Below are 22,744 nucleotides of genomic sequence, written 5' to 3'. Positions count from 1 at the left end.
CGGCATGCCCACGCGGAGCGATGGGCACGATCAGTGTTGAGGCGGACTTGTGTATCACGCTGAGCGCTCTGCGTGGTAACGATCATCAACGCACGCCTCTTTACGGATACCCCAGCACCGCCTTGATCGTGGTCAGGTGATGGGTGATCCAGTCGCGGTCGATGGCGCCCCAGTCGATGATGCGGTATCGCCCGGTAAGGTTGCGGGCACCGTCCTGTTGTTCGAACTCGCACTGAATGTCCAGATCGGCCAGGGCGGCGATGGTGTCCTGGGCGGTGCGGCGCGGCATGCCGGTGACTTTCTCCAGTTCCGGGACGCTGCTGGCGAGCTGGCAATCGATCAGGTACGCCACGTACAGGCGGCGATAGAAACTGCTTTTGGTCTTGCTGACCTCCATCGTCGTATCCTTCAATGCGTTGTTCAGGTGATCGATCCAGAGGCGGATTGCAGGTCGCGGCACGTCAGGTAGACGCGCAAATCGAATTCCAGCTGGTGGTAACCGGGCAGCATGTGCTCACACAACTTGTAGAACGCCTTGTTGTGATCCGACTCACGAAAGTGTGCCAGTTCATGCACCACGATCATTTGCAGAAATTCCGGTGGCGCCTCCTTGAACAGCGACGCCACACGAATCTCGTTCTTGGCCTTGAGCTTGCCGCCCTGCACTCTTGAAATTTTAGTATGCAAGCCAAGCGCACGATGGGTCAGGTCCAGACGATTATCGAATAGGACCTTGTCGATACTGGGCGCATTGCGCAGATGATCCTGCTTTAACGCCAGCGCGTAGGCATACAGGGCCTTGTCGCTCTGCACCTGATGACGCGCCGGGTAACGTTGCTGCAGGTAGTCGGCAAGCCGTCCCTGCGCAATCAGTTGATGCACTTGATCCTGCAGCGCCTGAGGGTAGGCCTGCAGGTATTTGAGTGGAACGTGACTGGTCATGACGTCGAAGCACAGGCTTGAAAGACGCCAGTCTACCGCAATCAGCCCCGTTTCAAGCCTGGCACCTCAAACTGTGCCGGGAAGTGCAGCGCTTCCTCCGCCAGCATCGGATGGGCGACGAAAAAGCCCTGTACGACCTGACAGCCGCTGTCGGCCAGCCATTGGTACTGCTCCTGTGTCTCGACACCTTCGGCGATGATCAGCATGTCGAGGTTGCGGGACAGATCAATGATGCTTCGTGCCATCGCAGCCTCTCGCGGCGAGCCCAGAATGTTGGCCACGAAATGCCGGTCGAGCTTCAGGGTATCCAGTTGCAGGTTGCGCAGGTGCGACAGCGAGCACTCGCCGACGCCGAAATCGTCGAGCGCGATGCGTACTCCGATGTCATGCAACTCCCCCAACTGCTTGTGGCTGTGAGAGAGGTTGTGCACCAGCGAGCTTTCGGTGATTTCCACCTCCAGCTGGCCCGGCTTGAGGCCGAAGCGGTCCATGGCTCGCTTGAGCTCCGACACCAGATTGGGCATGCAGAACTGCGTGGGGCTGACACAGACGCTCAGCACCACATCGGAAGCAAATACGCCAGCCCAGGCCTGCCGCTGCTCGGCCCCCTGATCGAAGATCCAACTGCCCAGCTTGTTGATCAGCCGGGTTTCTTCCAGCAACGGGATGAACAAGGCTGGCGGTACGTCCCCCACCGCAGGGTGCTGCCAGCGCAGCAGCGCCTCGAAGCCACGCAGTCTGCCGTCCGCCACATGAATCTGAGGCTGATAAACGACCGAGAAATCCTTGCCGTCGATGGCCGTGCGCACGCTTTCTTCCAGCATCAGTCGCGACCGGGCACGGCCGTTCATGTTGTGATCATAAAATCGGTATTGCTGACGACCTGCCCGCTTGGCCTCGTACATGGCGATATCGGCAGCACGCAGCAATCCGTCGAGGTTGGCACCGCAATCGGGATACGTGGCAATCCCCACGCTGGCGCCCATGCTGATCTCCACGCCGTCGATGTGCCGACGACCCGAGACGCGCTCGATAAGTTTTTCCGCAATCTTTGCTGCCTGCTCGGGGTAGTCGAGCCCGTCGATCACCACGGTGAACTCGTCACCACCGATACGCGCCAGAACATCGTAGGGGCGCATGCTTTCTTTCAGTTGCTCGGCCACCCAGAGCAGAATCTCGTCGCCTGCATCGTGGCCCAGCGCGTCATTGATCTGCTTGAAGCCATCAAGGTCCATGTACAGGACCACGAGGCATTTGCCGACCTGATCGTTGCGCCCGAGCATGCCTTCGACAGCCTGATAGAAACCGCGCCGATTGAGCAGCCCGGTCAGGGCATCGGTGACCGCCTGCTTTTCCAGCTGCTGATACAGATCACGCACCACCGACATGTCGAGAACGGTCAGGACCATGGCTTTCTGCTCGGCAGGCAACGCCGCACAGGACAACGCGACCGGCAACTGGCGCCCCTCGGTCGTTCTCAGAACGGCATCGTGCACGCGATAGGTGTCGGCCCTTCGATAGTGCTTGTAGAAACCCGAGTCCAGCCAGCCGGCAACCTGCGGCTCCTGGATGTAATCCAGCACTCGCGTACCACACAGCTGCTCGACGGTGGCGTTGAGCAGCGAACAGATGGCCGGGTTGGCGAAGCTGATCACGCCCTGTTCATCCACGACCAGAATGCCTTCGGCCACATTGGCCAGCACCGAGGCATTGAACGCCCGTGCCGATTCCAGCTCCTGCGACAACGCCTGCAATGCACGACGATTGCGCTGCTGTTCGAGCAGGGTCTGGACCTTGGGCTTGAGTATGTTCGGATCGAAGGGTTTGAACAGGTAATCCGTCGCGCCGCTGGCGTAACCCTTCTGTACCGCGTCCTTGCTCTGCTCGTTGGCGGTGAGAAAGATGATGGGCGTAAGACGGGTACGCTGACTGCCACGCATGAGACGGGCCACTTCAAAGCCGTCCATGTCTGGCATCTGCACATCCAGTAACACGAGATCCACCTCCTGCTCCAGCAGAATGGTGAGGGCCTCGATGCCCGAGCTGGCCGTGACGATATGCCAGTCTGTCCTTTGCAGGACAGCGCACATCGTTACCAGATTTTCCGGATAGTCATCTACAACCAGTAACACTGAGGAGCCATCGGCTGGCCCGAATTGCGCGCGATCCATGCTGCTTCTCTATCTGTGGTACGACGCCTGAAGCTCAGGAAGACCGTCATACATATGAAATCAACTCTAGCCGCGTCTTGGAAAAAGCAGAAGCTAGCCAGCTGTTTGCCATCATCAAACTTCCAACTACCCGACTAACGGTCATTTCCTGTAGGCCCCACCCACGCTGCCCTGTAGGAAAAGTGACAGCACTTTGACGTCATTCAACCGGCAATTTTGCGTTAACAAATTGTCCTACAACCCGTATAAAGCCACGCTGAAACCCTCTGGCTAGAGGCTTCCTTTGCTGGCAAACAGACATATTCGGACGGATAAAAATGATAGATCTTGCGACGTGGCAACTCAGCATTCCGGTAGGCTCGCCACCCAAGACCATTGAGACCTCACAATTGGTAAAGGGTTACGACGGCAAGTACTTCGAATCCACTTCCAAATCGATTTTCTTCTGGGCGCCCGTTACGGGTTCCAAAACCGAAAATGCCAAGTACGCACGCAGTGAGTTACGGGAAACCTGGCCTGACGGCACCTTGCGCAACTGGATGTACGGCGATGCGGATAATTTCCTGAATGCCACGCTGGAAGTGGATCAGGTGCCGTCTTCCGGCAAGATCGTCATCGGCCAGATACACGCGTACGAAAGTACCGAACCGATGCTCAAGGTCGAGTATCAGTACAAGGACCAGGACAAGGCCGGAGATATCGTGGTCAAGGTGCGCAAACGCTTCGACGACGATAAGAGCAAGGTTTACAAGATTGCCGAAGGCGTGCCGCTCAACGAGAAATTCAAATACATCATTCACCTGAGCCCCGGCGGCCAGCTGAGCGTCAGTGCACGGGACGTGAACTGGAACACGCAGATCAGCTCAAGCTGGCGAGACAAGCCGCTTTACTTCAAGGCGGGCGTCTACACCCAGGACCACACCGGTTATAGCAGCGAAGGCGGCAAGGCCACGTTCTATAACCTGGACATCGACCACAACAAGACCTGAGCTACAGGCACCTGCGCAAACAAAAAACGGCCCGGACTCATCAGAGCACGGGCCGTTCTTTTATGAACGCCGAAACGTTACGGATCAGCGATTGGCCTGGAAGTCCTTCTCGGCCGCCAGGAAGCGCGCCTGCATCGACTCCGAAGCACCTTTGCCGATCAGGCTGAACAACACGATGGCGATACTGGCGAAGATGAAGCCAGGAACGATTTCGTAAAGGCCCATGGTGCTGAACTGCTTCCAGAGCACCACGGTGGCGGCACCGACGATCACACCGGCCAGCGCGCCGTTGCGGGTCATGCCTTTCCACAGTACCGAAATCAGTACCACTGGACCGAACGCTGCACCAAAGCCCGCCCACGCATAGCTCACCAGACCCAGCACACGGTTTTCCGGGTTGGCGGCCAGCAGAATGGCGATGATTGCGATCAGCAGCACCATGCCACGGCCGACCCAGACCAGTTCCAGCTGGGAAGCGCCTTTGCGCAGATACGCTTTATAGAAGTCTTCGGTCAACGCACTGGAGCACACCAGCAACTGGCAGCTCAGCGTGCTCATGACCGCCGCAAGAATTGCCGACAGCAACACGCCTGCAACCCACGGATTGAACAGCAGTTTGGCCAGTTCGATGAACACCCGCTCAGGGTTTTCAGTGACAGGACCTGCCACACCCGGGTTCGCAGAGAAGTACGCGATGCCGAAGAAACCGACCGCCACGGTGCCGCCCAGGCAGAGGATCATCCACGCCATCGAGATACGGCGAGCCTTGGCAATCGACTTGACCGAATCTGCCGCCATGAAGCGCGCCAGAATGTGCGGCTGACCGAAGTAACCCAGGCCCCAGGCCAGCAACGAGATGATGCCGATAAAGGTGGTGTTCTTGAACATGTCGAAGCTGCTCGGATCCTTCGCTTCGATGGCCAGGAAAGTGGTGTCCACGCCGCCAGTCGCCAGCAGCACAATGATCGGCGTCAGGATCAGCGCGAAAATCATCAGCGTGGCCTGAACGGTATCGGTCCAGCTCACAGCCAGGAAACCGCCGACGAAGGTGTAGGCAATGGTCGCGGCCGCACCGGCCCAGAGGGCGGTTTCGTAGGACATGCCAAAGGTGCTTTCGAACAGTCGTGCACCGGCAACGATGCCAGAAGCGCAGTAGATGGTGAAGAACACCAGAATCACCACAGCCGAGATGATGCGCAGCACGCCGCTGTTGTCTTCGAAACGGCTGCTGAAATAGTCCGGCAGGGTCAGGGCGTCACCGTTGTGCTCGGTCTGCACACGCAGACGACCGGCCACGAACAGCCAGTTCAGGTAGGCACCGACGATCAGACCAATGGCAATCCAGCTTTCCGACAGGCCCGACATGTAGATGGCGCCCGGCAAGCCCATCAGCAGCCAGCCGCTCATGTCTGAAGCACCGGCCGACAAGGCGGTCACCACACTGCCGAGGCTGCGTCCGCCAAGGATGTAATCGGAGAGGTTGTTGGTCGAGCGATAGGCCATGAGGCCGATCAGGACCATTGCCGCGATGTAGATCACAAACGTGATCAAGGTAGGGTTACTGACACTCATGAGTTCTGCCTTGGCATTGTTTTTATGTTGGCACCTGATGACCAAGGGGATGACAACTGAAACTCAGCCCACCCATGCCCTTGCACCCGACACCGCGCTGACTGTCCACTTCATGGAAAATGAACACTCAATGACTACGGTTGCACCGTGGGAACGAATCCTATTAAACAACTTGAATAAGGTGCAACCACTTTCAACAGGCAAGTTGCACCTGCTCTCGAAAACCCGTTTTTCAGGCTTCAGCGCCCTATTTTGGGGCGGCAAACCGGCGTTGATCAAATAAATCTGCCCCGCGAAAGAGCAACTCGCTGTTTTTGATCATAAACCTGTGACACCGGCGTGAAATATTCTGAAAAAAAGGTTGCACCCGGTTGCACCCCATACCAGTGCGAGGCTAATCTGCGCCAAAGCCGATGCCACGTTCGTAGTGGCTACAATGAGGACAATACATGGCCACCACCACTCTGGGCGTCAAGTTGGACGACCCGACCCGCGAGCGATTGAAAGCAGCCGCCCACTCCATCGACCGGACCCCGCACTGGTTGATCAAGCAGGCGATCTTCAATTACCTGGAAAAGCTGGAGAGTGGTGCAACCCTGCTGGAACTCAACGGTTCTGCGAGCAAGGACAGCGATGACCGTGGCGAGCTGGCCGACGACGCCGGGCTGCAATGCTTCCTGGATTTTGCTGAAAGCATCCAGCCGCAGTCCGTCCTGCGTGCCGCCATTACTTCCGCTTATCGTCGCCCAGAGCCTGAAGTCGTGCCGATGCTCCTAGAGCAGGCGCGCCTGCCGGTGCCAATGGCCGAAGCTGCCAACAAGCTCGCCGCCTCCATCGCCGAAAAGCTGCGCAACCAAAAGAGCGCTGGCGGCCGTGCCGGTATCGTTCAAGGTCTGCTGCAGGAATTCTCGTTGTCGTCGCAGGAAGGCGTCGCGCTGATGTGCCTGGCCGAAGCGCTGCTGCGCATTCCGGACAAGGGCACCCGCGATGCGCTGATTCGCGACAAGATCAGCAACGGCAACTGGCAGCCACACCTGGGCAACAGCCCGTCGTTGTTCGTCAACGCCGCCACCTGGGGTCTGTTGTTGACCGGCAAGCTGGTCGCCACGCACAACGAGGCAGGCCTGACGTCATCGTTGAGCCGCATCATCGGCAAGAGCGGCGAACCCATGATCCGCAAGGGCGTGGACATGGCAATGCGCCTGATGGGCGAGCAGTTCGTCACCGGCGAAACCATTGGCGAAGCCCTCGCCAACGCCAGCCGCTTCGAAGCCAAGGGCTTCCGCTACTCCTATGACATGCTGGGTGAAGCCGCGCTGACCGAACACGACGCGCAGAAGTATCTGGCGTCCTACGAGCAGGCCATCCACTCCATCGGCAAGGCTTCCCACGGTCGCGGCATTTATGAAGGCCCGGGCATCTCCATCAAGCTGTCGGCGCTGCACCCTCGCTACAGCCGCGCCCAATACGAGCGCGTGATGGAAGAGCTGTACCCGCGCCTGCTGTCGCTGACGCTGCTGGCCAAGCAATACGACATCGGCCTGAACATCGACGCTGAAGAAGCCGATCGTCTGGAGCTGTCGCTGGACCTGCTCGAACGCCTGTGCTTCGAGCCGCAACTGACTGGTTGGAACGGCATCGGTTTCGTGATTCAGGCGTACCAGAAACGCTGCCCGTACGTGATCGACTACGTCATTGATCTGGCCCGACGCAGCCGCCATCGCCTGATGATTCGTCTGGTGAAAGGCGCTTATTGGGACAGCGAGATCAAGCGCGCTCAGGTCGAAGGCCTGGAAGGCTATCCGGTCTACACCCGCAAGGTGTACACCGATGTGTCCTACATCGCTTGCGCCCGCAAGCTGTTGGCTGCACCGGAAGTCATCTACCCGCAGTTCGCCACACACAACGCGCACACCCTGGCGGCCATCTACCAGATTGCCGGTCAGAACTACTACCCCGGCCAGTACGAGTTCCAATGCCTGCACGGTATGGGCGAGCCGCTTTACGAGCAGGTTGTAGGCAAGGTCGCCGATGGCAAGCTGAACCGTCCGTGCCGTGTGTACGCACCGGTCGGCACCCATGAAACGCTGCTGGCTTATCTGGTGCGTCGCCTGCTAGAAAACGGCGCCAACACGTCATTCGTCAACCGTATCGCCGACCACACCATTTCCATTCAGGAACTGGTGGCCGATCCGGTCAACCAGATCGAACGCATGGCGACGCAGGAAGGCGGTTTCGGCCTGCCGCACCCGCGCATTCCGTTGCCACGCGATCTGTACGGCAGCGAACGCGCCAACTCCAGCGGCATCGACATGGCCAACGAACACCGTCTGGCGTCGCTGTCTTCGGCCTTGCTGGCCACGGCACACAATGATTGGAAAGCCGCGCCGATGCTCGGCTGTCCGGCCAGCGAAGGCGTCGCCAACGCGGCACTGAATCCGTCCGATCTGCGTGACGTGGTGGGCCATGTTCAGGAAGCCACCGTTCAGGATGTCGACAACGCCATCCAGTGCGCCCTGAGCGCCGGTCCGATCTGGCAGGCCACGCCGCCCGCCGAACGCGCCGCCATTCTGGAACGTGCCGCCGACCTGATGGAAGGCGAGATCCAGCCGCTGATGGGCCTGCTGGTCCGCGAAGCCGGCAAGACCTTCGCCAACGCCATTGCCGAAGTACGCGAAGCCGTGGACTTCCTGCGGTATTACGCCGTGCAGGCACGCAATGATTTCACTAATGACGCCCATCGCCCGCTGGGGCCTGTGGTCTGCATCAGCCCGTGGAACTTCCCGCTGGCGATTTTCAGCGGTCAGGTGGCTGCTGCACTGGCCGCAGGCAACCCTGTACTGGCCAAGCCTGCCGAACAGACGCCACTGATCGCCGCGCAGGCCGTGCGCCTGCTGCTGGAAGCCGGTATTCCTGAAGGCGTAGTGCAACTGCTGCCGGGTCGCGGCGAAACCGTCGGTGCCGGACTGGTGGGTGACGAGCGCGTCAAAGGCGTGATGTTCACCGGCTCCACCGAAGTCGCCCGTCTGCTGCAACGCAATGTGGCCGGCCGTCTGGATTCGCAGGGTCGTCCGGTTCCGCTGATCGCCGAGACCGGCGGCCAGAACGCCATGATCGTCGACTCCTCGGCCTTGACCGAACAGGTGGTGATCGACGTCGTCTCCTCAGCCTTCGACAGCGCCGGTCAACGCTGCTCGGCACTGCGTGTGCTGTGCCTGCAGGAAGACTCTGCCGACCGCGTCATCGAAATGCTCAAGGGTGCGATGGCCGAAAGCCGTTTGGGCAACCCTGAGCGTCTGTCCGTGGACATCGGACCGGTGATCGACGCCGAAGCCAAGTCCGGCATCGAGAAACACATCCAGGCCATGCGCGACAAAGGCCGTACCGTATATCAGGTGGCCATTGCCGACAGCGCCGAACTCAAGCGCGGCACCTACGTGATGCCGACGCTGATCGAGCTGGAAAGCTTCGACGAACTGCAACGCGAGATCTTTGGCCCCGTGCTGCACGTGGTGCGCTACAAGCGCAAGGAACTGGACCAGTTGATCGCCCAGATCAACGCTTCCGGTTATGGCCTGACGCTGGGCGTGCACACCCGCATCGACGAGACCATCGCCAAGGTGATCGACAACGTCCATGCCGGTAACGTCTACGTAAACCGCAACATCGTCGGTGCTGTGGTGGGTGTTCAGCCATTCGGCGGCGAAGGCCTGTCCGGGACCGGCCCGAAAGCCGGTGGTCCGCTGTACCTGTACCGCCTGCTGTCGACCCGCCCTCAGGATGCCATCGAGAAGTCATTCGTACGTGGCGACGCCCTGTCCGCCCCGGATCTGCGTCTGCGAGAAGCGATGAGCAAGCCGTTGCAGGCACTGAAAAGCTGGGCGACCAGCCATCAGCATGCTGCGCTGGATATGTTGTGCAGCCAGTACGCCGAGCAGTCGCAGAGCGGCATCACTCGTCAACTGGCCGGCCCGACCGGCGAGCGCAACAGCTACGCGATCCTGCCGCGCGAGCACGTGCTGTGCCTGGCGGATGACGAAACCGATCTGTTGACCCAACTGGCCGCAGTGCTGGCGGTGGGCAGCTCGGCCGTCTGGCCGGAAACGGAGATCAGCAAACCGCTGCGCGCCCGTCTGCCGAAAGAGGTTCAGGCACGCATCAAGCTGGTGCCTGACTGGACCAAGGACGAAGTGATCATCGACGCGGTCATGCACCACGGCGACTCGGACCAGTTGCGCGCCATCTGCAAGCAGATCGCCCAACGCAGCGGTGCCATTGTCGGCGTCAACGGCCTGTCCCACGGCGAGACCAACATCCCGCTGGAACGTCTGGTGATCGAACGGGCGTTGAGCGTCAACACCGCAGCGGCGGGGGGTAATGCTAGCTTGATGACCATCGGCTGATTGACCATTGGCGTCACACACTGATCGTGCCCATCGCTCCGCGTGGGCATGCATCCCGTGACGCTCTGCGTCACACTCAGGCAGACGCCACGATACCCACTGCTCACTGACCTTCATCACCCGCATCAATCTTGCTACCCCCTCCCCGTTCAGCCGCCTAGACTGGAGCGACATCCAGTCAAGGTGCGTTGCCATGTCCGAGTCGCTGCTCAGTTCCCGCAATCTGGCTTTCGAGTTGTATGAAGTGCTGGATGCCGAAGCCCTGATCCGCCGCGAGCGCTTTGCCGAGCACTCGCGTGAGACGTTCGATGCGGCGATTGGCACGGCGCGGACCATTGCCGAGAAGTACTTCGCACCGCACAACCGCAAGGCTGACGAAAACGAGCCGCGCTACGAGAATGGTGCCGCGGTGCTGATCCCGGAGGTCAAGCCTGCGGTGGATGCGTTTCTGGAAGCGGGTTTTCTGAATGCTGCACGGGATTTCGAGGCGGGCGGGATGCAGTTGCCCACATTGCTGTCGCAAGCCTGCTTCGCTCACTTCCAGGCCGCCAACGCCGGGACCACGGCCTACCCGTTCCTGACCATGGGCGCGGCTAATCTGATCGAAAGCTTTGGCAGCGACGAGCAGAAGCAGCGTTTCCTGCAACCGATGATCGAGGGTCGTTTCTTCGGCACCATGGCGCTGACCGAGCCTCATGCAGGCTCTTCCCTGTCCGACATCCGCACCCGCGCCGAACCCGCAGCAGACGGTTCCTATCGGCTGCGCGGCAACAAGATTTTCATTTCGGGTGGCGATCACAACCTGTCGGAAAACATCGTGCACATGGTACTGGCCAAGCTGCCGGATGCGCCGGGCGGGGTCAAAGGCATCTCGCTGTTCATCGTGCCCAAGTTTCTGGTCAACGAAGACGGCAGCCTCGGCAAGCGCAACGACGTGCTGCTGGCTGGGCTGTTTCACAAGATGGGCTGGAAAGGCACGACCTCCACTGCGCTCAATTTCGGCGACAACGGTGAGTGCGTCGGTTATCTGGTCGGCAAGCCGCATCAAGGCCTGAGCTACATGTTCCAGATGATGAACGAAGCGCGAATCGGCGTCGGCATGGGCGCGGTCATGCTCGGTTACGCAGGCTATCTGTACTCGCTCGATTACGCCCGCGAACGGCCGCAAGGTCGTCTGCCGGATAACAAAAGCCCGGACAGCGCACCCGTGTCGATCATCCAGCACACCGACGTGCGGCGCATGCTGCTGACCCAAAAAGCCTATGTGGAAGGCGCTTTCGACCTGGGCCTGTACGCGGCCCGTCTGTTCGACGACGCACAGACCGGCGAGACCGAGCAGATCCGCCTGCAAGCCCACGAACTGCTCGATCTGCTGACACCCATCGTCAAATCCTGGCCGTCTGAGTTCTGCCTCAAGGCCAACGAGCTGGCAATCCAGATTCTCGGCGGCCACGGTTATACCCGCGAATACCCGGTCGAGCAGCATTACCGGGACAACCGCTTGAACCCGATCCATGAAGGCACCCACGGCATTCAGTCGCTGGACCTGGTGGGCCGCAAGCTTGCGCAGAACGGCGGTGCCGGTCTGAAGCAACTGGTCAGTCTGATCGCCGACACTGCACAACGCGCCAGCGCCCACAGTCAGCTCGATCACCTGCGTCAGCCGCTGGAGCAACTGGTAACGGCGTTGCAGGGCGTGACCGTCGGCCTGCTGACCGATCTGGCACAAGGCAAGGTCAACGTCGCGCTGGCCAACTCGGCGCTGTACCTCAAGGCGTTCGGGCACACCGTGATCGGCTGGCGCTGGCTGGAACAGGCCATTCGTGCCGAAGAGGGATTAAGTAGAGGCAACGCGGCCGACGTTGATTTCTACAAAGGTAAGTTACAGGCGGCACGGTACTTCCTGACCTGGGAAGTACCGGCCTGTCATCACGAATTGGCAATCCTGCAAGCCCGCGATGACGTGTGCCTGTCGATGCAGAACGAGTGGTTCTGATTCGACGTCACACGGATGCGCATCACGACGAACTTTATCCCTGTGGCGGAAAGAAGGTATCCACCAGTACTTTCGCATCCTCACCCAGCTTCGCGGCGTAGGCTTCGCGACTGAAAAGCTCTCCGGTGCGCAGGTCGTAGGCAGGGCCTGTGACCTGTTCCACCGGCACCTGCCTGAGTTGCACGTTCATGAAACGGTAATTGGCACCTGCGACTTCTTCGACGCGGCTTATCTCGAAATAATTGCCCGGCAGGAACAGGGATTCGACTTCGCTTGGGCTATTGGAGAACGGGCTGATCGGTGTCGCGGCCAGGTACTCCTTGGCAGGCAGCTCGAAGACCACGGACGTGTCATCGAAGGTGATTTCCCCCTCGTGAAGCGTGGACACCACGCCGCCCTGGCTGCTGGCGAAGACGCGTGCGATGTAAGGGTTTTCACTGAACGAGGTGAGGTCGGTATTGACCAGCACGTCGCCGACCTTGAGTGTTCCCTTTCGAAAAACCTCGCCTGACGTGCCGCGCTCGCCACTGCCGCCGCGATACAGCGGCACATCGTTGTTGTGCTCGATCTCGCCAATGTCCTCTATCAGTTTCTCCAGCTCCTCGACCTGACTCGTACCGTCAGGCACGCCGGTGCGCAGGAACTGGTTATAGGCGTCATCGTCCTCGGTGTACCGGGTAATCGCTCCGCCGTAGTAGTCGTCGTCCGCCGTCTTGAAGACCCGGTGCTTGTCACGCCATGCATCGAATACAACGTCCTCGCCCTCGGAGTCGGAAACCACTTCCTCTTCTGAATCCATCTCATAGATGTCCATCAGATCCCTTTGACGCTCATTGCCGACACGAGAAAGACGCTGTTCCTCTGCCAGATTGAACTGCATATGGGCATCCCAGAAGGGTGACGAGGCCGTGGTGTAGGGCTTGGAACCTTCCACGGGTGGATTGCCGCCCCGCAGCACAGGTTTACGGAGCAACTCCCATTCGCCCAGCTCATTGCGCCTTACCGGACGAGCGCCATTGAAGGCGTAGGGGTTTTCCGGATCGACGATGGCCCAGGTCTTGAAGTCCTCCAGATACCGCACCCGATAGGGAAACCCGTCCAGGGTGATCCAGGTCTGGCCATTTCCCAGGACATGAACACCTTGGGCATGCCCCTCCATTGCCACCGGCACGTCTTCCAGCACTTCATTGCCTTCAAGACCGGCCAGCGCAGCCGCCGGATCCTCCGCAATTGGCGCAAGCTCGGCGGTACGACCAATGCTCGCCAACAGCGGCAGATTGAACAGCAGGTACACCGAGTTGATGATCGCGCCATGCACGCCCGATTTGCGCAACTGCGCGGTGCGCCCGTTGACGGCCTGATCGATATTCAGACCGACGCTCGCGATACCGGCGCCCACCAGACTCAGCGCGATCGGCCATGCCAGCGGCGACACACCGCCCGCCAGTCGAATGAACGCACTCAGGTAGCCGATCCACATCTGCTTGCGCAAGCTGGCGCTGCTGGTCAATTGACGGTGAATATCCTCGTTCATCTCCTTGTGCGCCACATCACGCAGATGCTCGAACACAGGCCGGGGGCTCGCCGGGACTTGGCGTCCGATCACCTTTTGATCAACTGACCACGGTTTCACGACAAGCTTGGCGAGCCTTGCGCCCAGCGCGGTCTGCTGCTGGTCTTCACGAACGAAGTGCGACACCAGAGCCGCCCTGTCGGCAGGTTGGGCGATCTGCGTTTGCAGCCACTGATAAAGCGCCTCTTCAGTGGCAAACCGCTGAAACGCCGGTTCAGCGCCAGCCGTGTAGAGAATCTGCCGTCCATCGGCGTTGCTGATCAGCAGCATGTCCCTCGATGCATGACCGGCAAGCTCGAACACCCGCAGGGATACGCCCGGAGTGAATGGCTTGTCCTGCTGCACCGCCGCCCATGCATCAACGGTGTCGCGGCTGCCGTTGACAGCCATGAGCACGGCTTCGAAGTCATCGGTCTGCAGCTGCTTTCTGCTGACCGCAAGGCCCGCCGAAGACAACAGGCTTATCCTGGCGAAGGTACAGAAATCCTGACCATGAGCGCGCCAGAAAGCATCGGCCTTGCGCTTGCAGTCAGCGGCGAAATCCTGTGCCCAGAAATCCTTCAGCACATCACTGGGCAGGATCGGCACTTCGTTGTGCTCGCTGTAGAAACGCTCGCCGGGGCCTGCGTGGTAGAAACCGCTGTAAGTGTTCAGCTCGTCGGCGGCAACGTTGTCACTGGCGCTGAAGCGATGCATCACCAGCTCAATCAGCGTGACGGATTCGGAGGGTGGACCGACATGCTCCCACCCGGAAAACGTGCGACCACTGTTGTCTGCATTCGTGAATCGATGCCAATACACGTTGCAAGGGTCGAGTACCTTGTCGGTATGCCGGGCAATGATTGTGCGTGCAACCTGAAAGGCCAGACTGTAAAGATCTGGATAGGCGCCCATGAGAGAGACTGCACGGGCTTTAAGCGCCTTGTCCGTCCAGACATCGACAGCAGCTTTTGCCATCCGGGTTTTGTGAGTTGTTGAGTGCATGACGTCCTGTCTTTGCTCTTGAGGAAAGCCATGCACTTAATCAGTTTGTGGGGCACCGTTTGGGGTAATTATTTACGTTGAAGACCGGATATCGTCATGACGCTGCAGGCACAGCCTGTGGATAAAACACCTCGAGGAGCGGTTTGCCTGCCGCACCCAGCCGGGCGGCATAGCGCTCACGGCTGAACGGCTCACCCGTGCGCATGTCCAGCAGCTTGCGTCCGGCCTCAGGCGCAGACACTTCGCTGATGCGCACCCTCATGAATCGATAGAACGCGCCCTGCACCTCATCAAGTTGCTCGATCCGAAAGTAGCGACCGGGCAGGAAGACAGATTCGGCCTCTCCGGGGCTGGACGAAAAGGGCGCGATGGCAGTTGCGCTCAGGTACTGTCTGGCAGGCAGCTCAAAGACTACCGACGTGTCATCAAAGCTGACCGGTGCCGAGATGGATATGGCATTGGTGCCCGCCTGGCTGCTGGCAAACGTCCTGGCCTGGTACGGGTTTTCACTGAACGAGGTGATATCGGTATTGGTCAGCACATCACCGACCCTGACCTGCCCGCCTCTGAAGAACTGACCTGACGTGCCTCGCTCACCACTTCCGCCGCGATAAAGCGTGACGTCGTTGTTGAAACCCAGCGTCCTGACATCCTCGACAAAGCGTTTGATGTCCTCCACCTGCTCGGCAATATCGATCATGCCTGTCGACGGGTCGCCTTCAAAAACCTCTCCTGTGCGCAGGTACTGATTGTAGATTGCGCCATTATCGGTATAACGACGAATGCTCTGCGCATGGAACGTCGCATCATGGGTCTTGAACACCCGGTGCTTTGCGCCCCATGGATCGATGTGCACGTCTTCACCCTCGGAATCGGAAACCACCTCTTCCTCCGGCTCCATCCGAAAGATCTCCATGACCGCTTCCTGACGCGCGACGGCCACCTCGGCCAGGTTCTTTTCGTCATAAACGTTGATCAGCATGTAGTGATCCCAGAACGCTGAACCCGTCGTGCCATAAGAATGCGAGACGGGCTGCGCGTCTGCAGCCGAAGGCACGTCCTGAGGGGAGCCGCCTGACAGGCCCGGTCTTGCGAGCGGTTGCCACTCGCCGTGCTCATCAAGTACCACCAGAGGGCCGGCAGAAAAGGCAAAGGGGTTATGCGGATCAATCACCTGCCAGCACCCCAACGACTCATCAAAGCGCACGCGATAAAACAATCCGCTCAGCCTGATCCACGTCTCACCGTTAAACAGTCGGTAGATGCCTCGCAGCCTTCCTTCGGCTGCCATGGGCATGGCGCCTTCGAGCGTCAACTGGTTGCCGTTCAGACTGGCGAGCGTGTCTGCGAGCGACGCAGTTGCAGGCGCGTCGGTCAAGCCCTCGGCGGCACGACTCAGGCCCGTCAACAGCGGCAGGTTGAACGCCAGATACAGAGAATTGCAGATGGAGCCCAGCACCCCGGCCTTGCGCTGGGCTGACGTTTTGCCGAGCACCGCCTGATCAATATTCAGTCCCAGGTTGAAAGCACTCGCCCCGACCACCGCCAGGGCGACTGGCCAGCCCAACAGCGCGAGGTTGCCACTGACCCGCAGAAAGGCGTCGAGATAGCCCATCCACAGTCGCTTGCGCAGTTCGACATTACTGGTCAGCAAGACGTGGGCGTCAGCGGTCATTTCGCCTCTCGCGATGTCGCGCAGGAGTTCGAAAGGATCGCCAGGGATGGCCGCTTCGAGTTGATTGATCAGTCCGTACCCTGTCTGCCCATCGTGAGCGAGCAGGCTGTCGATGCATTGATCGAACGCAGCGCCAGACGCTTGCTCGGCTGAAGGGCGGATGAAATGGCTGCGCATTTCGCTTCGAGTCTCGACAGCGGCGAAACGCGCCTTGAGCCAGTCGAACAGCGCTCGTCGATCGGCAAATCGGTGAAAGGGGTGACTGTCGCCGGGTATATAGAGGATCTGCGCGCCGTGCTCATCGACCATGCGCAGCATGTCCCGAGCCTTGAAACCGCCGACATCCAGCCAGTGGAAAGCTGCTCTGGCACCGGATTGCAGGGCAGCGCCGAGGGACGTCAGGGTCGGCGTGTCGCTGTTTTCACCCAGAATCAGACTGATCAACCACTCGAAGTCAGCCGACGAAATCTGTCTGCTGCTAACGCAGCGCCCTGCCGCCGCCAGAAAGTCGGCCTTGGCCAAAAGGCAGAACGTCTGTCCGTGGTTATTCCAGAACTGTTCCCGTTTGTGACGGTAACCAGTGCTGAAATCCAGCGCCCAGAAGTCATTCAACACGTCCTGAGGGAGTAACCGCACCTCGTTGGTTTCATTGAACCTGCCGTGGTCTGCGGTTACGGTATAAAAACCGCCGTACGACGAAAGCTCGTCGCTGGCAACCTGATCCTGCGGGCTGAAGCGACGAATCACGAGGTCGACTATCGTCATCGACTCGACAGGCGTGCCGACGTGCTCCCAGCCGGTAAACGTGCGAGGGCTGCTGACGGCAGTGCTGAACCGGTGCCAATAGACCTTGTCGGGGTCCAGCCACTTGCCCGTTCGCTTGCAGATGATGGCCTGCGCCGCTCGCCGCGCCATGTCGTACAGGTCGGGATAGTCGGTCACGTATTCGTGGGCTTTTTTTCGAAGCTGTTGCTGGTCTGCAAGGTGTAACCGTGTTGTTTCAGAAGTCATGGCTTCCTGTTCCTTCAGGGATGGAAGCCATACGTGATCAGATCCAGAGGGCGGATCGACCCTAAATAGTTACGACATGAATAAAGCAGACGCACCGGTAGCGGCACGGACATCGGTACGCGGTGTATTAATCCGCAAAACTTTGACAGTCAGCCATTTCAACAGGTTAGAATCCCTTGGCACGCGGACTGCATGGTCAGTTTTCGCTCTCAACGTTTTTGATTCGTTTTCTATGGAGTACCGCCCTTGGATGCAGTAACCATCAACAGCCTGTTCCTGATCGGCGCGTTGCTGGTAACGGCGAGCATTCTGGTCAGCTCCCTTTCCTCACGCCTCGGCATTCCGATTCTGGTCATCATCCTCGCGGTAGGCATGGTGGCGGGTGTCGACGGCGGCGGCATCATCTTCGACAACTATGCAACGGCCTATCTGGTCGGCAACCTCGCGCTGGCCGTCATCCTGCTCGACGGCGGCCTGCGAACGCGGGTGGCGAGTTTCCGGGTGGCGCTCTGGCCAGCACTGTCGCTGGCCACGGTCGGGGTGCTGATTACCACGGTGCTGACTGGCATGGTCGCGGCCTGGCTGTTCAACCTGAACATGATCCAGGGCCTGCTGATCGGCGCCATTGTCGGCTCGACCGACGCTGCGGCGGTATTCTCGCTGCTGGGCGGCAAAGGCCTGAACGAACGGGTCACGGCCACGCTGGAAATCGAGTCCGGCAGCAACGATCCGATGGCGGTATTCCTGACCGTGACCCTGATCGGCATGCTTGCCAGCGGCCAGACCGGTTTGCACTGGGGCCTGCTGGGGCATTTGATTCAGGAATTCGGCATTGGCGGCATCATTGGCCTGGGCGGCGGCTGGATCATGCTGCAGCTGGTCAATCGCATCAATCTGGCAGCCGGCCTGTACCCGATTCTGGTGATCGCTGGCGGTCTGGCGATCTTTGCCCTGACCAACGCCATTCACGGCAGCGGCTTCCTGGCGGTCTACCTGTGCGGTCTGGTACTGGGCAACCGCCCGATCCGCAGCCGGCACGGCATTCTGCACATGCTCGACGGCATGGCCTGGCTCGCGCAGATCGGCATGTTTCTGGTGCTGGGCCTGCTGGTCACACCTCACGACCTGCTGCCTATCGCCATTCCGGCGTTGGGTCTGGCGCTGTGGATGATTCTGGTCGCGCGGCCGTTGTCGGTCATGGTCGGACTGCTGCCATTCAAGGCGTTTCATGGTCGCGAAAAAGCGTTCATCGCCTGGGTCGGCCTGCGCGGCGCGGTACCGATCATTTTGGCGGTGTTCCCGCTGATGGCCGGGCTGCCCAATGCGCAGCTTTACTTCAACCTCGCCTTCTTCATCGTGCTGGTCTCGCTGCTGCTGCAGGGCACCAGCCTGCCGTGGATGGCCAAACTGCTGAAAGTCACCGTTCCGCCCGATCCTGCGCCTATCTCCCGCGCCGCGCTTGAAGTCCACGCGACCAGCGAGTGGGAGCTGTTTGTCTATCGCCTGGGTGCAGAGAAATGGTGCATCGGTGCGGCGCTGCGTGAATTGAAGATGCCCGAAGGCACCCGTATCGCGGCCCTGTTCCGCGGCCAGCAACTGCTTCACCCGTCCGGCAGCACCACGCTGGAAGTCGGCGATCTGCTCTGCGTGATCGGCCATGAGCATGACCTGCCAGCGCTGGGTAAACTGTTCAGCCAGGCCCCGCAACGTGGTCTGGACCTGCGTTTCTTCGGCGACTTCGTGCTCGAAGGTGATGCGCAGTTGGGCGATGTGGCAGCGCTGTACGGCTTGAAACTCGACGGCATCGACCCCGGAATGCCGCTCAGCCAGTTCATCGTGCAGAAGAATCGCGGCGAGCCGATTGTGGGCGACCAGATCGAATGGAATGGAACTATTTGGACAGTTGCCGTCATGGACGGGAACAAGATCCAGAAAGTGGGCGTCAAATTCCCCGAAGGAAGCCGCCCGGGTCCCGGATTGTTCCTTTAAACTGCCTACCCACACGTACCATCACGCGACCGGTGTCTATGTTTTCCCTGCGCTCTCTTTGTGCTGCCGCACTGTTTACGCTTAGTCTTTCCACCTTTCCCGCCCTTGCTGCCGACCCGCCCACCAGTCAGGCCGTGCAGCAGAGTCTGGACAAGATCGCCGACCGCAAACTGCCGGACGCCGACCAGAAAGCGCTGCAGCAGGTGCTCGAGCAAACACTGGCGTTCCTGGCCAGCAAGCAGGACAGCGAGCAGAAGCTGACCGCACTCAAGCAGCAACTCAATCAGGCGCCCAAACAGACCGTCGAAAACCAGCGTGAGCTGAGTCGCCTGAAGGAAAGCAAAATCGTCCCGATTGCGCAGCGCTACGGCGGCCTTGACGTGCCGCAGCTGGAGCAGATGCTCAGCCAGCGCAGCACTCAACAGAGCGATCTGCAGAAAGAACTCAATGACGCCAACAGCCTGAGCATTACCGCCCAGACTCGCCCGGAGCGTGCCCAGGCGGAAATCAGCGCCAACCAGAACCGCATCCAGCAGATCAACGCGATCCTCAAGCTGGGCAAGGACAACGGCAAGACCCTCAGCACCGATCAGCGCAACCTGCTCAACGCCGAGCTGGCGTCGATCAATGCCCTGAACCTGCTGCGTCGTCAGGAACTGGCCGGCAACAGTCAGTTGCAGGACCTGGGCAACAGCCAGCACGACTTGCTCACCGAGAAGGTTGCGCGTCAGGAACAGGAAATCCAGGACCTGCAGACCCTGATCAACGACAAGCGCCGCGCCCAGTCGCAGAAAACCGTGGCCGACCTGTCCCTTGAAGCCCAGAAGTCCGGTGGCAGCAGCCTGCTGGCGACCGAAAGCGCCTACAACCTGCAGCTGTCCGACTACCTGCTGCGCGGCACCGACCGCCTCAACGAACTGACCCAGCAGAACCTCAAGACCAAGCAGCAACTGGACAACCTGACCCAGACCGATCAGGCGCTGAGCGAGCAGATCAATGTCCTCAGCGGCAGCCTGCTGCTGTCCAAGATTCTCTACAAGCAGAAGCAGTCGTTGCCGCATCTGGAACTGGACAAGGGGCTGGCAGACGAAATTGCCAACATTCGTCTGTATCAGTTCGAGATCAACCAGAAACGCGAGCAGATGAGCACGCCAACGGCGTATGTCGAAAAACTGCTCACCACGCAGCCACCGGAGAACGTGACGCCGCAGTTGCGCCGGACGTTGCTGGACCTGGCAATCACCCGCAGCGATCTGCTCGAGCGCCTGAACCGTGAACTCAGTGCGCTGCTCAACGAATCCATCACCCTGCAACTGAACCAGAAACAGCTGACCAGCACCGCCATCGGCCTGCGCTCCACGCTGGATGAGCAGATGTTCTGGATTCCCAGCAACAAGCCGCTGGACATCGAGTGGTTCCAGAACATCTGGCCGCGCCTTGAAAAACAGGTCGCCACCCTGCCCTGGACGTCCAGCCTCAGCGAACTGTCGGACGGCCTGACGCAGCGCCCTCTGCTTTTCCTGCCGCTGCTGTTGCTGATCGGTGTACTGACCTGGCGACGCAAGGCGCTGTATCAGCGCCTGAACCGCCTGCACGCCGACATCGGCCATTTCAAACGTGACAGCCAGTGGAAAACCCCGCTGGCCTTGCTGATCAACGTGCTGCTGGCCATGCCTGTCGCACTCGGGCTCGCCTTGTGCGGCTATGCGCTGCAGATCGATGCCCGCGGACAAAACGCCAACCTGGGCGAAGCGCTGCTGCAGATCGCTCTGGCCTGGCTGGTGTTCTACACCGCCTATCGCGTGCTCGCGCCATCGGGCGTTGCGCAACTGCATTTCCGCTGGGAGACGGCGCAGGTCGAATTCCTGCGGGGCTGGGTCCGTCGCCTCGGGCTGGTGGTACTGGCGCTGGTCGCCGTTGTAGCGGTCGCCGAACATCAGCCTGCCGCCCTGGCCGACGACGTACTGGGGATTGGCGTAGTGCTGACCTGCTACGCGCTGATGGCCTGGCTGCTGGGTCGCCTGCTGGTTTCGAGCCCGACCCACCACAACGCTTCGCTGTTTCGCAAAGCCGTCGGGATGGCGTTTACCGCGCTGCCCATCGCCCTGTTCGTGGCGGTTTGCTTCGGCTACTACTACACCGCGCTCAAGCTCAGCGACCGACTGATCGACACGCTGTACCTGCTCATGCTCTGGCTGGTGGTGGAGGCCACCTTCGTGCGCGGCCTGGGTGTGGCGGCACGCCGTCTGGCCTACCAGCGCGCTCTGGCCAAGCGTCAGGCCGCTCGCGAAAATGGCGACAGCGATACACCGGTCGAAGAACCCAAACTGGACATCGAACAGGTCAACCAACAATCGCTGCGTCTGATTCGTCTGGCCTTGCTGGGCGGTTTTATCGGCGCGCTGTATCTGGTCTGGGCCGATCTGATCACAGTATTTGCGTACCTCGACAACATCACCCTCTACGAGTACACCAGCGGCACTGGCGCCAACATGAGCATGGTGCCGATCAGCCTGGGCGACTTCATCGGTGCGGTGGTGATCATCGCCATCACCTTTGTGCTCGCGGGTAACCTGCCCGGTCTGCTGGAAGTGCTGGTGCTGTCACGCCTGAATCTGGCGCAAGGCAGTGCCTATGCGACGACGACACTGTTGTCCTACGCCATCGCCGGGATCGGTTTCGTCACCACGCTCTCGACCCTCGGCGTGAGCTGGGACAAGTTGCAGTGGCTGGTGGCAGCGCTGTCGGTCGGTCTCGGCTTCGGGATGCAGGAGATCTTCGCCAACTTCATCTCCGGCATCATGATCCTGTTCGAACGTCCGGTGCGGATCGGCGACACCATCACCATCGGCAACCTGTCGGGTACGGTCAGCAAGATCCGCATCCGGGCCACGACCATCACCGACTTCGACCGCAAGGACATCATTGTCCCGAACAAGACGTTCATCACCGGCCAGCTCATCAACTGGTCGCTGACCGACACCATTACTCGCGTGACCCTCAAGCTCGGCGTGGACTACGGCTCGGACCTGGATCTGGTTCGCGACCTGCTGTTGCAGGCGGCCCGTGAGAACCCTCGGGTCCTGAAAGAGCCGGAACCGATCGTCTACTTCCTGAATTTCGGCGAAAGCACGCTGGACCACGAACTGCGCATGCACGTTCGCGATCTGGGCGACCGCAACCCGGTGCTGGACGAGATCAATCGGTTCATCAATCGCGAGTTCAAGAAGCAGAAGATCAACATCTCGTTCCGCCAGATGGAGATCTACCTCAAGAACACCCAGGGCAAGGAATACAAGATGGTGCCCGTGGACGCCGAGGAAAAGACCGTGCTGCCGACCGAGAAGGCTACACCGCCGGTCAACACCAAAGTGGCGCCCGCCACCAAGGATGCGCCAGAACCGCCTGAACTCAGGCTCGACTGATCGGGTCAACCCCA

12 protein-coding genes are annotated in these 22,744 nt (G+C 60.0%); 6 read left to right on the top strand and 6 right to left on the bottom strand.

What is annotated here, in order from left to right:
- Positions 1–100: 100 nt before the first annotated feature.
- The 3 genes from QRN20_RS21530 to QRN20_RS21520 are packed head-to-tail and all read right to left on the bottom strand — an operon-like array spanning position 101 to position 3,113.
- Complete coding sequence (locus QRN20_RS21530) at positions 101–397, bottom strand: winged helix-turn-helix domain-containing protein (RefSeq protein ID WP_025993562.1); 297 nt, start codon at positions 395–397, stop codon at positions 101–103.
- A gap of 23 nt (positions 398–420) precedes the next feature.
- On the bottom strand, positions 421–942 hold the full coding sequence (locus tag QRN20_RS21525; RefSeq protein WP_029243092.1) for a YgjP-like metallopeptidase domain-containing protein: 522 nt from the start codon (positions 940–942) through the stop codon (positions 421–423).
- A 41-nt stretch (positions 943–983) separates the two neighbouring features.
- Positions 984–3,113, bottom strand: a complete 2,130-nt coding sequence (locus tag QRN20_RS21520) for a two-component system response regulator (RefSeq protein WP_122412981.1) — start codon at positions 3,111–3,113, stop codon at positions 984–986.
- Positions 3,114–3,430: 317 nt separating this feature from the next.
- On the opposite strand from QRN20_RS21520, the gene QRN20_RS21515 reads away from it, so the two are divergent.
- A complete protein-coding gene (locus QRN20_RS21515; RefSeq protein WP_058430898.1) occupies positions 3,431–4,102 on the top strand; it encodes a polysaccharide lyase family 7 protein in 672 nt (223 codons plus the stop codon).
- A gap of 84 nt (positions 4,103–4,186) precedes the next feature.
- On the opposite strand, the gene putP is transcribed toward QRN20_RS21515, so the two are convergent.
- Complete coding sequence (gene putP / locus QRN20_RS21510) at positions 4,187–5,674, bottom strand: sodium/proline symporter PutP (protein WP_122412980.1); 1,488 nt, start codon at positions 5,672–5,674, stop codon at positions 4,187–4,189.
- Between putP and QRN20_RS21505 the strand changes: the two genes are divergently transcribed.
- The 3 genes from QRN20_RS21505 to QRN20_RS21495 all read left to right on the top strand — a co-directional run bounded on the left by QRN20_RS21505 (position 5,673) and on the right by QRN20_RS21495 (position 12,073).
- Positions 5,673–5,957, top strand: coding sequence for a hypothetical protein (locus QRN20_RS21505; RefSeq protein WP_134672669.1), 285 nt, complete (start codon positions 5,673–5,675; stop codon positions 5,955–5,957). The genes putP and QRN20_RS21505 overlap by 2 nt on opposite strands.
- Positions 5,958–6,123: 166 nt before the next feature.
- The gene (gene putA / locus QRN20_RS21500; protein ID WP_122412979.1) at positions 6,124–10,077 is read left to right on the top strand and encodes a trifunctional transcriptional regulator/proline dehydrogenase/L-glutamate gamma-semialdehyde dehydrogenase; all 3,954 of its coding nucleotides are present in this window, start codon (positions 6,124–6,126) and stop codon (positions 10,075–10,077) included.
- A 193-nt stretch (positions 10,078–10,270) separates the two neighbouring features.
- On the top strand, positions 10,271–12,073 hold the full coding sequence (locus tag QRN20_RS21495; RefSeq protein ID WP_285361148.1) for an acyl-CoA dehydrogenase: 1,803 nt from the start codon (positions 10,271–10,273) through the stop codon (positions 12,071–12,073).
- A 34-nt stretch (positions 12,074–12,107) separates the two neighbouring features.
- Here QRN20_RS21495 and QRN20_RS21490 read toward each other — a convergent pair whose 3' ends face one another.
- Together QRN20_RS21490 and QRN20_RS21485 are read right to left on the bottom strand one after the other, a co-directional pair.
- Complete coding sequence (locus tag QRN20_RS21490) at positions 12,108–14,603, bottom strand: dermonecrotic toxin domain-containing protein (RefSeq protein WP_122613406.1); 2,496 nt, start codon at positions 14,601–14,603, stop codon at positions 12,108–12,110.
- A gap of 121 nt (positions 14,604–14,724) precedes the next feature.
- A complete protein-coding gene (locus QRN20_RS21485; protein ID WP_122412976.1) occupies positions 14,725–17,316 on the bottom strand; it encodes a dermonecrotic toxin domain-containing protein in 2,592 nt (863 codons plus the stop codon).
- Positions 17,317–17,562: 246 nt separating this feature from the next.
- Between QRN20_RS21485 and QRN20_RS21480 the strand changes: the two genes are divergently transcribed.
- Positions 17,563–19,305: a potassium/proton antiporter gene (locus tag QRN20_RS21480; protein ID WP_004884361.1), complete on the top strand. Its 1,743-nt coding sequence runs from the start codon at positions 17,563–17,565 to the stop codon at positions 19,303–19,305.
- 38 nt (positions 19,306–19,343) lie between these two features.
- Positions 19,344–22,730: a mechanosensitive channel MscK gene (gene mscK, locus QRN20_RS21475; RefSeq protein WP_122509736.1), complete on the top strand. Its 3,387-nt coding sequence runs from the start codon at positions 19,344–19,346 to the stop codon at positions 22,728–22,730.
- Positions 22,731–22,744 lie beyond the last annotated feature (14 nt).

It is taken from the genome of Pseudomonas sp. fls2-241-TYG-175, from assembly GCF_030209155.1.
Taxonomy (GTDB): domain Bacteria; phylum Pseudomonadota; class Gammaproteobacteria; order Pseudomonadales; family Pseudomonadaceae; genus Aquipseudomonas; species Aquipseudomonas viridiflava.
Note: the sequence above shows the minus strand (reverse complement) of the source record. Positions and strands in the feature narration are given on the sequence as shown.